Genomic DNA, 14,023 nt, shown 5'->3' on the forward strand with positions numbered 1-14,023 from the left:
CGCGACCGTGTACGACACGATCAGGGGGCGCAGGAAACGGCTGGGGCTGGCCGCGTAGGCCCGTCCAAGGAAATGTCCGAGGCCCCACGCCGACGCCTTCCTGCTCACATCCGAGCGAGAGGGATGGTCCCTCGCGCTTGGCGAGGCGCTTGCGGCCGGGCTGCCGTGCGTCATGTACGAGCTGCCCTATCTCACGCTCACGCAAGGCAACGACGCGGTCGTCGGCGTCCCGCAGGGAGACGCCGTCTCCGCAGCGCGGGCCCTTGCAGATGTGCTAACCAACAAGGACCTGGCGCGCTCGATGGGCGTGGCCGGCAGGGCTTTCATGAGGAAGCTCTCCACATACGACTATCGCGCGTTCTGGCGTGAGTGCTTCGCCTCCGTGCTCCACCCCGATTCCCACATGTGTCCCAGCCCCTCGCAAGCGGAGCAAATCATGTGGCCGGAGCTCCTCACGGCCTATCGATCCCACCTCGAGTCATTCGAGCGCGAGCGCGGACAGCTGCACCAAGACATCGCGCGTCTCACGGAGCGCACATCGTCAATCGCTGCCGAGCTTGAGAAGACTCGTGCCGAGCTCGAGAACGTAAGGGCCTCTACGTCCCTCAGGGTAGGCCTTGCGGTGACCGCCCTGCCGCGCGCGGCAAAGCGTCTCATCCGCAAATGAGCCTAATTTTTATTGCGTCAAGCCGGCGGAACCAGACGCTCCGCCGGCTTGACGCCATCGAATGGCTGACGCTCTAATACAGGTAGTAGCGCAGCAGGGTCAGCCAGCTCTTCTTAGAGACCGCTATCTCGCCACCAAAGACGTAGCCCTGCTCAACCTGACCCTTTCGCGTGGGCACGAAACTCGTGAGGCAGTGCCTGTTGGAGTCGGACGTGATGACGAGGACCGAGTTGTTCTTGCCGCACAGCGCGCCACCGGCAAGCGCATCAAAATAAGTAAGACCGGTTGCGACGGCCATGTGAGAGGAGCCCATTCCCTGCTCAATCTCCCACTCGGCGATTGCGGCACTTGTCTCGTACTCCGTCTGTCCCCAGACCCGCTTCAGATTCGAAACCCCGACGCCCTTGAGCTTTCCCTCGACATCGCCATTAACCGCCACGGTGCCGCCGACGATGAGCGCCTTTTTAAAGCCCGCCTTACGAATAATCGAAAGAGACTCCGCCGAAAGAGTGTTCGTTCCCGTCTCGCACAGGAAAATCGGGGCCTTCGCAGCATAAGCATAGGGCGAGACGCTAAGAGCATCCTGGAACTTCCACGAGGTGGCCACGACGCAGGTATCGGTATGACCCGCCTCGACGAGCTTTCCGGCGATTGCGCGAGCAGTCCCCTGCTGGTCCTTCCCGTATACACGCTCGACGTTGGGACATCCGGCAGCCCTGATCTGAGCATCGACACTCGAGGCAACCGCAATGGGCCCTCCAACGATGTAGGCCGTCTTGGCGCCCAGTCGCTGAATCTCGCTCCTCGTCTGGGACGAGAGCGAGGAAGTGGACGTGAGCAGGATGGGGCAGCCATACAGGCCCGCCAGCGCGCTCGCGGAGAGGGCGTCCCAGTACGTATCCCTTGTCGCGATTACCACCGCGTTCGACGACGTCCACCCCCTCTTGGATATCTCCGCCATCGTGTCGAGGTCATGCTGACCGTAGACGCGCGTCCAGGTGCTCTGGCTGGAGTAGTCGCCGCTCAAGCCAACAAAGTCAAAGTTGATGTCAACGTTCCCGTTGATGCCGGCGACGCTCACCTTGCTGGACGCCTGCCACATGTCATAGTGACCCTTATAGTCGCAGGTTACGTTGTACTGAGCCACCCAGCGTACCCAGTTGTTCAGTGTAGGGCTGGTGAGATAGGTGTTCCACCAGTTGAGGCTTGTGTAAACGCCCGCCTGGTAGCCAGCGCTCTCGATGCGCTCGCAGAAGGCCGCGGCAATGGCGTTGAGGCTGCCCGACACGCGAAGCGTGCTGTTGTCCTCCATGTCAATGAAGATGGGATAGGTAGGGCTGTGCCCCTTCAGAAGATTGAGGATGTAGTCGGCCTCCTCGACCGCCTCGGACGTGGAGGTCGCGTAGGAATAGATGTAGGCTCCGTAGGGAATCCCCACGCGCTCGCACTCGGACGCATTGCGATCCCAGCAGGTGTCCTTTCCAGACCGCGTTGCGGTTGATCCCGCAAAGGCCGCCGCGCGCACGATGGCGTAGTCGACGGTGCCTGACTGCTTGACCGCCGCCCAGTCGATTGTCCCCTGCCACTCGCTCACGTCGACGCCGCGCAGAAGTGCCCCCGGGATGGGGGTCCCCACGCTGTTGCACCAGTCGCCGTTCTCGTCCTTCCCCCACGGAGAAACGACGCTGAACGTTGAGATTCCCGGCGCCTCGAGGTCGTCTCGCGGGACGCCTTCGTCAAAGCGCCAGCTGTTGGGTACATAGAGGTCGTCGGACGCCCCCTCCTCGGCAAACGCCGCGGTAGGAGCGGCGCCCACCGCGGCGCCGGCAAGGACGGCCAGCTTCAGGGCGTCTCGACGAGTCACCCCATCCAACCCGAAACGTGAATGGGTAATGCGTGCCTTATTGCTCGCCATGTTTTTATCCTCCATCAGCGCAAACCGGAAGAGATGATGGTTTCGAGATAGCCCGTTCGCCGAGCGTTTTGTCAAACATAGTAGTCGGTTCACCAAGGGGTCGTCCCCGGGGGGCTATACCACCATCAAATCCTCCGAAGCCAATGGCACGGAGCGAGGAGCTCCGTAGCATCTACTGGCACTGAGTTTTGCAGTGATTGTCAGGGGCCCTTCGGAGTCCCGCGATATAGGTATCATGACTAGGTCCCTGCCCCAGCCAAGACGAGGAGCGACTGACGTGCGAGTACGAACCGCCGGGACCTGTCGCGGAGACGGAAAAATATATACCCGCCTTTCTATTAGCGGCCTTGCCCAGGATGCCCAGCTTAAGATCGCGGCCTCCGGAAGGAACGGCGAAGCGATTCCGTGCAACATGTACCCCCTTGCGCCTGAGCTGGAGCCCATGTCAAACGGTGACGCGCTCTTTGTCGTCGTTCTGCCGATACTCTCGCTAGGTACCATCTCCCTCACCGTATATGACCCGACCAGTGAGGAGCGGGTGACGCTTCCGTTTAGTTTCTCTCGGGCGAAGTGGGAGTCTCGCCTGAACTACCGAGTTAATCCGTCGCTCTGTCGTAAGATTCGCGGCTACGACAGGATTAGCACCTACATGAACGCCAACTTTGAGTATTGGGAGTGCATCGAGGACGACCGCGAGAACATCCTCAGAGGCGCGATAACGCTTCCCTATCGCGAAGAGACCTCCTTGCGCATGCGGTGTCTTGATTCGTCACTCCAGCCCCTTGACACCAAAACCGTCGTTCTCGGCAACTCAAAGAGGACCTCGGGGATTGCCAACGCGCTTCTTCTCCGCGAGACGCAGGTTTCCGTGCGCGTCCCCAAAAACGTCGGCGACCTCTTGTTCATCATCGAGGATGAGACGCACCCGGAGTTCAACAGCTTCAACACCCTCCCCGCTGACATCATGAGGGACCTGCTCCACGACACCACAAAGCGAATGATGAGCGCTCAGGTTGATCCCGACTACCCAAAATGGTTCAAGGACCACCGCGCTCCCATCGACGTCCTGGAGGAGCAGTCCCGGACGCGCCTTCCTTATGCTCCCCTTTTCAGCATTGTCGTGCCCCTGTACAGGACTCCGCGGGCGTTCTTCACCGACATGCTCGGATCCGTTCTGGCACAGAGCTACGGGAACTGGGAGCTCATCCTCGTTAACGCTAGTCCAGACATGTCGGAGCTCGTCGACCTTGCACGTCAAGCCACCGAGAGGGACGCTCGGGTCAGGCTTATCGAGCTTTCTGAGAACCGCGGCATATCGGAGAACACGAACGCGGGAATAGCGGTCGCCACTGGAGACTTCGTCTGCTTCTTTGACCATGACGACCTCCTTGAGCCCGACCTTCTCTTTGAATACGCAAAGGCCGTCAATCAGTTCGACGACATCGACCTCCTGTATTGCGACGAAGACAAGTTGATGCCCAGCGGTCGCCTTGCCCAGCCGTTCTTCAAGCCGGACTTCAGCATCGACCTGCTGCGCAACAACAACTACATCTGCCACATGCTCACCATCCGAAAGTCGCTGCTCGATCAGCTGGAGCCAAACACGAGCGAGTTTGACGGCGCACAGGATCACAATCTGACGCTCGAGGCGGTTGAGCGGGCGCGCAGGGTCCATCACGTACCGCGCATCCTCTATCACTGGAGAATCAGCGAGACCTCGACCGCGGGCAACTCGAACGATAAGCCTTACGCGACGGAGGCGGGTATCCGAGCGGTGCAGGCTCATCTCAGGCGTATGGGGCTGGACGCCACGGTCGAGCAATCACGGAGGCCGTCCACGTACAAGGTCACCTACTCAATCCCGCGGGACCGCCCCCTGGTTTCCATCATCATTCCGACAAAGGACCTCGTTGGAGTTCTCTCCAACTGTGTCGACTCCATCTTCAGCAAGAGCACCTATGAGAACTTTGAGGTGGTTTTGGTTGAGAACAACAGCGAGGACCCCAGGACCTTTGCCTATTACGAGATCCTACCGGAGCGTTATGGTGACCGTATCCGCGTAATACGCTGGGAGCACGAGTTCAACTACTCAAAGCTGGTGAATTTCGGCGCGGAGAACGCCCGTGGCGATTATCTGCTCCTGCTGAACAATGACACCGAAGTCATTACTCCGAGCTGGCTGGAAAGGATGCTCGGCATCTGCGCACGCGAGGATGTCGGCGTGGTCGGGGCAAGGCTGTACTATCCGGATGACACCATTCAGCACGCCGGCGTCTGCGTTACAGGTGAGGCTGCCGGCCATCTGGGACGTAACATTCCCCGCGGTCAATGGGGATACATGGCCCTCCTAGATGCCGAACAGGATCTGAGCGCGGTCACCGCCGCGTGCATGATGGTGAAGAGATCGGTCTTCGATCTGGTGGGCGGGTTCACCGAGGAAATGGCGGTCGCGTTCAACGACGTTGACTTCTGCCTGAAGGTCCGGGAGACTTCAAAGCTCGTTGTCTATACACCCGAGGTCGAGCTCTACCACTACGAGTCGATTTCAAGGGGCTACGAGGACAACGACGAGAAGAGGATTCGTGCCCACAGCGAGGTTGCTTATCTGAACTACCGGTGGGCAAAGTACTACATAAAGGGTGACCCATATATTAATGTGAATATCAATACGGTCTCACCGTTTAATTACTACTACCACTTGTAGCACGTGTCCCCGCGAGCTCTGCTCGCGGGGACACTCGATTGGTAAACAATGGCAGGAGCAGTAACTCCTATATTGTAAGCGCTATTGCAAACGTCCTAATAATGTAGAGCGCATTTACAGTCGACAGGGCGCAAACAAGTGTCGAACGCATATTCGTGGTGCAACGAAGCTTGTTGGTCCGAACCGCCACTAGCAGCAAAGGCAACAAGGGCAGAAAATACCGACCTTGGACCCCAGAGATAACTTGCTCGTTGTTGAACGTCCATCCCAGAAGCATTGACGCGATCACGGCGACGGCACAAAGAACGAATGCTCCTACAGCTATCAGCCGAACGGGAGTAGAAAGGACCTCACTGTCGTCCAGTGAGCTAATCGTACTGAGCAGCAGAAGCACGACGAGGGCTATCTCAAAATAGTCCGGCGCAACGATCTCAGCCTGAAACCAACCAAGCGTCGTACCGACCATAGAGGACAGATAGAAGGATCCCAAACTCACAAACGTCCGCAGGTACATTATGATGAATTTAACCGGCTCGCCAAGGACGTCGCTGAGTGTATAGAAGTAACCCACCTCGGTGCCTCTGTGGTCCAGCGCTGTTTCACCACTCACTGAAACCCCGCTGAGCGCCAGCAGACTGCCGGCCCGAACAAGGAGAATAATCAATATTGGAATCAGTATCGCTCCAGACTTAATAGCAATCTCCTGCCTTCTGCTAACAAACCGCGAGCTCGGGACTAGAGCAATCAGAGCGACTACGAACACGTACACCACTTTGCAGGGGGCTAGTAGACAAATCGAGATTCCGACCTCAGTGCACTCTCGGACAGTGATGGGCGCCTGACAAGAAAGCGCCCTCAGCACCAGAGCCGTGGCAACAAAAGCCAAGCCTATGATTCCGACATCGTACGAGTAAGAGGCCGCCAGATGCAGAGTCATGGGTAGCAGGGAGACTGCAACGAGAACGTTCTTTCCGACAGGGGTTATCTTGTACGCAAGATAGGCCAGCACGATAAAGAACGCCAAGTTGCACAGACGGCCAATATAGAGCAGATAATATGGGCCCAGATTCGCCAGGCGCGCGAAGGTGACCCCAAGCGCGGCCGGCAAACGCTGCTGTGGAAGATTTTGACCAAGATCAAACGATAGCCCCGTCTGAACCTCAATCATTGAGGAGTCGTCAGCAAAAAACTGGTTAAGGCCATTCGCAATATGGTCGTAGTCCGAGACTCCGATTGCCGTGGACAGCTCGTCAAGCAGTCTCGCGTCATCCGCGCGCATAAGCAAGGGGTCCGACTGATATCCATATCCCATCAGCGCATTTGAGGCGCAGTAGGTCGCGTCGAAATGATATACCTCATCAGGGACGGTAAAAGGCGGATATACGACCGTATAGAACAGGCCGGAGACGGACAGAGCAATAAGGAAAAGCGGCGCGCCGTTCGTGCGACGAATCACCCCAGATCGATATAGGGCAAACACGCCCGCAAACGCAACGAGAACAAGCGCGGCGAGAACTAGCAAAATCAAACGATCAGAGGTCGCATACCAATACAGGGCACTGACGACAATGAATAAGAGGGGAACCGCCAAGCTCAGGAGGGAAGGCTTGCCCTCGTCTTCACTGGACTTCCCTATAGTCAAGACCATAAAAGGGCCCTCCCGTAATCGAAAAACTTGTTTTTTCTATCGGCAAAACATGTGGTGAACAATCATACCCCTATCACTAGAAAGACGACGACCACAACGAGCGGCATAGCCGACGCGACATTCGCCCAGCACAGTATTGCTGGAGGCACAGCCCCAGTAAACATCCGCCGTGCAGCCCACCTCCGAAACACTTTCGGGACGGATGACGTCAAAGAACGCGAGCACCGAGGACTCGGCGGCGGACTCAAAACTATCGTTGCCGATGGACGACGTCTTGCGACTAGCTGTTCTGTGCCAAGACGTTGTCTGCGCCCGACGGATGACAAATTGGAATAGCTCCCCCATGCTGTAAGTTGCCTAGTCTTGCGACGAAGGGGCCATCCCACGTCCTAACATCCTGACTCACGTCTCACGTCGCTCGGACTGGCGTCGGAGACGCGCGTGTCCCGGCCCGCACCTGCGCGAGAATCGTGGCGCGCGCCAGGCTGCCCCGCCTCTCCGACGTGGACCGCGCGGCCGGGGAGGAGCTCCGCCGGGACCCAGCGACGCCGGTGCGCTACGAACGAAGGCGGCACGGTGAGCTCCCCCAAGTCGGCGTCAAGAAGGTGACGCGATCCCGGGCGGCGGGCGCCCGCCCGCGGGTGCGGGTCGGCGCGCGGGGCCGTCTTCTCCCGCCTCCACGTCGCGGTCGACGACCGTCCCCCATGTCGCCTACGCGGAGCTGCCGACCGACGAGCGGAAGGGGACGTGCTCGGCCTTCATGGTACGTTGCCTAGTGTTCTTCGCCGAGCTCGGGACGCGCGTGGAGCGCGTCATGACCGACAACGGCCCCGGCTGCCGCAGCCGGGAGTCCGACGCTGCTGGGCGGCCTCGGAATCAGGCACAGACACGCGCGCCCCTACAGCCTCTGGCAGAATGGCAAGGTCGAGCGGATGAACCGGACGCTCGCGCAGGAGTGGCAGTACGGCAGGGCGTGGGGCAGCGAGGCGGGCAGGGCCTCGGCCCTGCCCGCCTTCATCGAGCACTGCAATTGGGAGCGTCCGCACAGCGCCTGCGGGGGCATGCCACCCATGTCGCGCGTCGTCGGCGTAAGCAACCTATTGGCACACAACACCTAGCGCTCACGTTCCGCCGCAGCAGCAACGCGCTTTCCACAAAAGGCCAGGCCCCAACGGACGCGCCCCTTAGCCTCTGCCGGAAGCGCGCCCTCGTCATAGCCCCTCTCGATAATCTGGGAGAGTGCGACGCGGGCGAGGGCGGCCAAATCATCATCGGTGGCCTCGTGCGCAAACTTGAGCTCAAGCGTGACGAGCGGACGCGAGCCTTGTGCGAAAGGGCTGGGCGCGGGCTCAAGGCGGATGTCCGGACGGCCCCGGCCGTGTTCACGGTTGGACTCAGGGTCAGCATAGCCCGGAACGTTGAACAACAGCCCCAGAAGCAGCATATGGACGCTGTTCTCAGACGTAAGGTCAAACGAGCTCGCCGAGCTTCGCAGGATCTCGGCGAGCTCGGAAGCGACACTTCTCTCGTCAGCCCTTACAATTCCCCGATGGAGCTTGCCGAGACGGGAGCGACCACCGGCGGCAGATAGGAAGCGCTCGACGACCTCCGAGCGATAGAGGCGCGCCACCTCGTAGTTCGGAATACGGAGCGGACGCGCTGCCATGGTGTCGTTGGGCAGTGCGGTCACGTCCGTCGTAAGGTAGCCGGCCAGATAGAGCATGCTCCAGAGCTCGTCTCCTCGCAGCCCCTCTTCGGGAAAAACGACGCCCAGGTCAAGCGGAGCGTAAACCACGCCGCCCGGTGCCAGCAGCGCGTAGACCTCCTCGAGCGTATCGGCATCGGCGTGGCGGACGAGGTCACCCAACACGGTGTTGCTGGAGGTGTTGCCCCAGTAGACATCGGCCGCGCAACCCATATCGAGATAGTTGAGAACGCTCCATGGATTATAAACGTCAACATCTCCGAAGCGATAGCCGTCATACCATGTGCGTGCCTCTTGCATACAGCCAGGGAACCCGAGATAGGTTGCCAGCGCCTCAACCTCAGCGTCAGTAAAACCAAAGCGCTCGTCAAAGCGCGTGTCTAGTGCCGTGGAGACCACGAGGTTGTTGAGGTCAGAGAAAACCGACTCCTTGGAGATGCGCTGAACCCCGGTGAGACAGGCGAACTCCAGCACCTCTCCCCCATCCTTGAGGGCACCCGTGAGCCAGCCCTTGAGGAAGGTGACCACCTCGCGATAGTAGCCACCGTCCGGCGCGGAGTAGCCGGCCATGACGGGAGCGTCGTACTCGTCGATGAGAATGACAACGCGACGGCCGTGATGCTTGACCAGAAGCCGGCACAACATGAGAAGGGACCCCGCGTAGTCCGCCTCTGAGGCGCTTCCGGAACGAATGGCGCCAAAGAACGCGATCTCCTGGGCGCTCAGGGCGGACGAGTCGGCGAGATAGGCGTGGCGCTCGTACTCGGCCACGATAAGGGTGCGGATGGCCCCATACGTCTGATCCCAAGTATCGCCCTTGGCGGTCCTGAAGCTCAGGTGCACTACAGGATAGACGCCCTGATGCTCGCGATAGCGGCCGTCCTCCGCCTCCCAAATCCGGGTCCCCTCGAAGAGCGACGCGCGAGACCGACCGTCAGGTGCCTTCTCGAGAAACGCCTTGAGCATGGTCATGTTGAGCGTCTTGCCAAAGCGACGAGGACGGCAGAAGAGCGTGGCAGCATAGCCGGAGTCGAGCACGTCGGCAATGAACATGGTCTTGTCAACGAGCACAGAGGACTCGGCGGCGGGCTCAAAGCCATCGCGGCCGATGGGCAGCGTTTTGCGACCGGTGCGGTCGATAAGCCGCGCGCCGGGAGCATAGACAATGCCGTTTTTGACCGCGATGTCCATAGGCCCTCCTCGCGACGGATGCTCGATAGGGTGATTCTAGCCGAGCGGAGGCGCTCTGACCGCTTGGGCCAGGTACATGCCCGGAGAAAGAAAGTTGTAGGGAACCCAATTCCAGCTCCCGTGACTGTTTTGTAAGATAGAGGCAATCAGAGAGAAAGAGGGACATGAAGCGCATTCTCACCTACGGCACGTTCGACCTGCTCCACTACGGCCACATCAATCTGCTCAGGCGCGCCCGCGCACTGGGAGACTATCTCGTGGTGGCGCTCTCCACCGATGAGTTCAACCGGAGCAAGGGCAAGGAGTGCTATTTCTCCTACGAGGAGCGCAAGCAGCTGCTCGAGGCCATCCGCTACGTAGACCTCGTCATCCCCGAGAGAAGCTGGGAGCAGAAGGCGGACGACGTGCGCGAGTACCACATCGACACCGTGGTCATGGGCAGCGACTGGGAGGGCAGCCCGCGCTTCGAGTACCTGCGCGACCTCTGCGAGGTGGTCTATCTCCCCCGCACGCCGGAAATCTCGACGTCGCAGATCAAGAGCGACCTGGGAATGGCTACCTCATAGCTCCTCCGCTACGGAGCCAGCATGTCGTAGGGGGCGCCTCCTACCACTTGATATCGACGTGGAGGCGGTTGATCATGAATCGGTACGCCGCGAGAAACGCCGGCATGAGGTGTGCGCGATACACCTTCTGGACCACAAAAAGCTTGAGGAACGCCCCGCCTCTTGAGACAACGTAGCTGGCACGCAGATAGGGAGTCCTTCTCCAGGTGGGGAAGTGAGCATCGAGGAACGCCGTCATGTTGGCAATCTCATGTTTGATGTCGACGTTCCTATCGCACGACAGCCTGAACACAAGAGAGACCCCCAGATGGAGAAAGGCGATCGCGTCCAGCGCGTCCAGAAGACCGGGGCGCGACCGCTCGTAGTGCCCCCTAATCTCAATGAAGGCATTGAAGATGGAATCAACCTGGTCCTTTCGGACGGTGTTGATGATTGAGCCGGCGCGCACCATGTATCGTACGAGCGACTTCGGGACGAACGTTACCTTCCCGTGCATGTCACAGTACGCAAGCAGGTGGAAAGCCAGGTCATCGAGAACCGTGGGGGGCTGGCTCAGGTTGCGCATGCCCTTCAAGATGCTCGCTCTGAAGCACTTGTTCCACGGCGCGCCGTTGAGCTCGACCAGTCGGCCCGGGTCATTATCGATGATAAAATCATCTCGATGCGTGGTCATCTCGCGCGAGAGCACTTTGCCACTCTCAAGGTCAATGCGATCGAACCCGCATACTGCGATGTCAGCGTCAGTCTCCTTCGCCGCGCGATAGAGCGACTCGGCAAAGTCAGGGGTCGCGTAGTCGTCGGAGTCGAGAAAGCCAATGTACTCGCCGCGCGCCACGGCGATGCCGTCCCAGCGCCCCTTCCACACACCTTCGTTTCTCTTGTCTATCACGACGACCTTGCCGGGAAAGCGCTTCTCGTAATCTCTCAAAATGTCTATGCAGTGATCAGGAGAGCCGTCATTGATGCAGATTACCTCGATGTTATCGAGTGTCTGCCCGACAAGCGAGTCAAGACACTTGGGAAGGTACTGCTCCACCTTGTAACACGGCACGATTATGCTCAGGGCAATCTGAGAGCTCGCTCCCATGTGAAGGCCTTTCTTTCATCTATCCGCAAGGCAGCCAATCTGGCACTCCGCTATATTAGCTGAGAAAACAATCGACGATGGTCTTTGTCATACCCAGGGAGTTCGGACTACAGATGTGCGCCAAGAGTGAGCAAGGAAGCCTCAGCATCAAGCGCAATATGTTCTGGAACACTATCGGTTCCATTTTTTACCAGGGCTGCCTCTGGCTTATGACGGTTCTTGTGGTCAGGCTCAGCACCGACTACCAGAGTTCCGGAATGCTCGCCTTTGCGATGTCCGTTGGCAACATTTACACCGCAATCGGAACCTATACGATGCGCACCTATCAGGTGGCAGACGTCACCGAGAGATACAGCACGCCGAACTACGTCGCGCTTCGTATCGTCACCGTCTGCGGCGGGCTGTTTCTCTGTGGGGTATACGCGGCCCTCATATCGCCAACGACAGCAACCTTCCTCGTCATAGTCACTTTCTTGCTTTTCAAGGCAAACGAAGCGTTTGTAAACGTGCTCTACGGGTGCGACCAGGTTGCGATGCGCCTTGACTATGTCGGCATCTCACAGATTCTGAGAGGTGTCGTCATCGTTGCTGCCTTCTCCGCGGGGATGATTCTGACAGACAGTCTTGTGCTGTCGCTTCTGCTCGTTTTCATCGGAAATCTTCTCCTAGATATGGCCTACGACCTCCCGAGAACCCGGAGGCTCGTTGGCTCGCTGCGTCCTCACATATCAAGGCGTCAGTGTCTATCCCTGCTAAAGGAGTGCTTCCCAACCGTAGCCGCCAACGTCTTGAATGGCCTCGTAGTCTCTGTGTCCAGGCAAATATTTGGCAACGTGTATGGTGAGGATGCACTGGGAATCTACGCGTCGGTCGCGACGCCCTGTGTCGTCATCCAGGTCCTCGCCCAAAATCTCTACACTCCTCTGCTCGGGCCTATCGCCGAGAAGTATCGCCACGGGAACTGCGGAGCGGCAAAGGCGGCGGCGAAGAAGCTGCTCCTTCTGGTTACGGGCGTCGCCCTCGGCGTTTCGGCAGTTCTCGCCATCATGGCAGAGCCGCTCCTCACGCTTATCTACGGGAGCTCCATCTCTCCGTATGTGAACGTCCTTCCGCTCGCCCTCGTAGTCATGACAGGTGTGGCAACGACGACGCTCATTGGCGATCTTCTCATAGTGCTCAATCACCTCAAGACGTCTCTTGCTGTCAACGGCCTGGCTTTTGCCATCAGCCTCGCCCTGGTCATCCCCTGCACGCAAGCGTGGTATATGAACGGACTGAACATCGCTCTGATAGCTGCCTATGCTATCGCGGATTGCTTCGGCATTGCTCAGGTCTTCCGACGCGTCTCGCAGCCGTGGGCACCGAATGACGGGAGCCTCTCTGACGATCAGTAGGGGCCGAAATCAACAAGATAAGGACGGTGGTTCTTTCTCTCCTCCACGGGCGGGAGCTCCATATAGGTCCCGTATGACCTGGTTAAAATTGCGTCATACCCTCTTGGCAGCTTAACAACGATGTCCTCGAAGGGCACGTCGAGCGCAGGGAACAGCTCGTCTTCCGTAAGAGCGAGCCTAAGTGGATCTCGGCCGGTGAACTCGGTCATCCTGGCACACTCCTGATGCTCGAATCGCCTGGCTGCCGCCTCCCAGTGTTTCTGAATCCACTCGGAGCGGATACGCAGAGCTCGCATGCCCCAGTGTGCCACGAAGCACACGGCAAGGACCAACGCCCTCTTCCACCCCACCAATGTCAGGTACGGCCGCGGCGTCGCGTGGACGAACGCAAGTCTGCCCCAGATCCACGTGCTTCGCGCCTGCTTTCTAAACGCCGCGGGGTCATCCGGAATGTTGTCAAGCGGGAAGATATCGATACTGATCGGCTTGCGATAGGAGCAGCCACGGTAGAACTCAGGAATGAAGAGCGTATCCTTAAGAGTGAGGAATGAATAGACGCAGGGAAAGTCAGCGGGGTTCGTTCGAGCATTAGCGATCTCGAAGTTATCCGCAAGATGGGCAGGGGCCTCCGAAAGAAACCGCTCGTAGTCCTGACGGGTCATGCACACATCAACGTCGTCATCCCAGGAGATGAAACCGTGGTGTCGAACCGCGCCGATCGCGGTGCCGGCAAAGACGGCATACCTGATGTCAAGGTCACGACAGACCCGGTCCAGCTCCTTGAGAATCAGGGTCGAGACCTGCTGAACGTGTCGAAGCTCAGTTGGGTCGTCGTACTCTCTGAAGGCCACGTCTTCTTCCTTTCAGGACAAACGCCCTGCTCAGTTTTTTGGAGAGGGGGTTCGCTCATAGACAATCTGAAAGTGTATCTACAATGTACGAATTGTGTAAAGCTTCACTCCGCCCTGAGACACCACCATGTTCCAGAGGCAGGGCCATGGAACGGGAATAACGAGCTGGGGTGTTCGAAGGGCATGGTGCCGCTACCCGTCCATCCAGCTCGGGAGGGAGTGCGACCGGTGCGCAATTCGTGTCAAGACGTATGGGTTATACTCGTCCACACACTACAGGAACCATCTCTCACGG

9 protein-coding genes and 1 pseudogene are annotated in these 14,023 nt (G+C 58.8%); 5 read left to right on the plus strand and 5 right to left on the minus strand.

All coding sequences use genetic code 11. The features are described from left to right. Window positions 1–97: 97 nt before the first annotated feature. Window positions 98–667 (plus strand): annotated as a pseudogene (locus tag ACWTSU_RS07320) (glycosyltransferase); the annotation flags it as partial. Between the two features lie 73 nt (window positions 668–740). Here ACWTSU_RS07320 and ACWTSU_RS07325 read toward each other — a convergent pair. Beyond that, complete coding sequence (locus tag ACWTSU_RS07325) at window positions 741–2,582, minus strand: cell wall-binding repeat-containing protein (RefSeq protein WP_455139250.1); 1,842 nt, start codon at window positions 2,580–2,582, stop codon at window positions 741–743. Between the two features lie 277 nt (window positions 2,583–2,859). Here ACWTSU_RS07325 and ACWTSU_RS07330 point away from each other — a divergent pair, with 277 nt between their 5' ends. Then, a complete protein-coding gene (locus ACWTSU_RS07330; RefSeq protein ID WP_455139252.1) occupies window positions 2,860–5,286 on the plus strand; it encodes a glycosyltransferase family 2 protein in 2,427 nt (808 codons plus the stop codon). A gap of 67 nt (window positions 5,287–5,353) precedes the next feature. Here the strand turns inward: ACWTSU_RS07330 and ACWTSU_RS07335 are convergent, their stop codons facing one another. Beyond that, on the minus strand, window positions 5,354–6,934 hold the full coding sequence (locus ACWTSU_RS07335; RefSeq protein ID WP_455139254.1) for a DUF2142 domain-containing protein: 1,581 nt from the start codon (window positions 6,932–6,934) through the stop codon (window positions 5,354–5,356). Window positions 6,935–7,809: 875 nt separating this feature from the next. Here ACWTSU_RS07335 and ACWTSU_RS07340 point away from each other — a divergent pair. Continuing rightward, complete coding sequence (locus tag ACWTSU_RS07340) at window positions 7,810–8,052, plus strand: integrase core domain-containing protein (protein ID WP_455139302.1); 243 nt, start codon at window positions 7,810–7,812, stop codon at window positions 8,050–8,052. Here the strand turns inward: ACWTSU_RS07340 and ACWTSU_RS07345 are convergent. Further along, window positions 8,049–9,830, minus strand: a complete 1,782-nt coding sequence (locus ACWTSU_RS07345; protein WP_455139256.1) for an AAA family ATPase — start codon at window positions 9,828–9,830, stop codon at window positions 8,049–8,051. The two genes, ACWTSU_RS07340 and ACWTSU_RS07345, sit on opposite strands and share 4 nt — an antisense overlap. Window positions 9,831–9,994: 164 nt before the next feature. Between ACWTSU_RS07345 and tagD the strand changes: the two genes are divergently transcribed. Continuing rightward, window positions 9,995–10,396 (plus strand): glycerol-3-phosphate cytidylyltransferase, encoded by a 402-nt coding sequence (tagD, locus tag ACWTSU_RS07350; protein ID WP_455139258.1) that lies wholly within the window; start codon window positions 9,995–9,997, stop codon window positions 10,394–10,396. A gap of 40 nt (window positions 10,397–10,436) precedes the next feature. Here the strand turns inward: tagD and ACWTSU_RS07355 are convergent, their stop codons facing one another. Continuing rightward, window positions 10,437–11,483: a glycosyltransferase family 2 protein gene (locus ACWTSU_RS07355; protein WP_455139260.1), complete on the minus strand. Its 1,047-nt coding sequence runs from the start codon at window positions 11,481–11,483 to the stop codon at window positions 10,437–10,439. Between the two features lie 77 nt (window positions 11,484–11,560). Here ACWTSU_RS07355 and ACWTSU_RS07360 point away from each other — a divergent pair, with 77 nt between their 5' ends. Further along, a complete protein-coding gene (locus tag ACWTSU_RS07360; RefSeq protein WP_455139262.1) occupies window positions 11,561–12,877 on the plus strand; it encodes a lipopolysaccharide biosynthesis protein in 1,317 nt (438 codons plus the stop codon). Here ACWTSU_RS07360 and ACWTSU_RS07365 read toward each other — a convergent pair. After that, window positions 12,871–13,728: a LicD family protein gene (locus tag ACWTSU_RS07365; RefSeq protein WP_455139264.1), complete on the minus strand. Its 858-nt coding sequence runs from the start codon at window positions 13,726–13,728 to the stop codon at window positions 12,871–12,873. The two genes, ACWTSU_RS07360 and ACWTSU_RS07365, sit on opposite strands and share 7 nt — an antisense overlap. Between the last annotated feature and the right edge of the window lie 295 nt (window positions 13,729–14,023).

This window comes from Thermophilibacter sp., from assembly GCF_966187215.1.

Coding starts and splice junctions, on each gene's coding strand:
- ACWTSU_RS07325 (WP_455139250.1), bottom strand. CDS start 2,582: ATGGCGAGCAATAAGGCACGCATTACCCATTCACGTTTCGGGTTGGAT.
- ACWTSU_RS07335 (WP_455139254.1), bottom strand. CDS start 6,934: ATGGTCTTGACTATAGGGAAGTCCAGTGAAGACGAGGGCAAGCCTTCC.
- ACWTSU_RS07345 (WP_455139256.1), bottom strand. CDS start 9,830: ATGGACATCGCGGTCAAAAACGGCATTGTCTATGCTCCCGGCGCGCGG.
- tagD (WP_455139258.1), top strand. CDS start 9,995: ATGAAGCGCATTCTCACCTACGGCACGTTCGACCTGCTCCACTACGGC.
- ACWTSU_RS07355 (WP_455139260.1), bottom strand. CDS start 11,483: ATGGGAGCGAGCTCTCAGATTGCCCTGAGCATAATCGTGCCGTGTTAC.
- ACWTSU_RS07360 (WP_455139262.1), top strand. CDS start 11,561: ATGGTCTTTGTCATACCCAGGGAGTTCGGACTACAGATGTGCGCCAAG.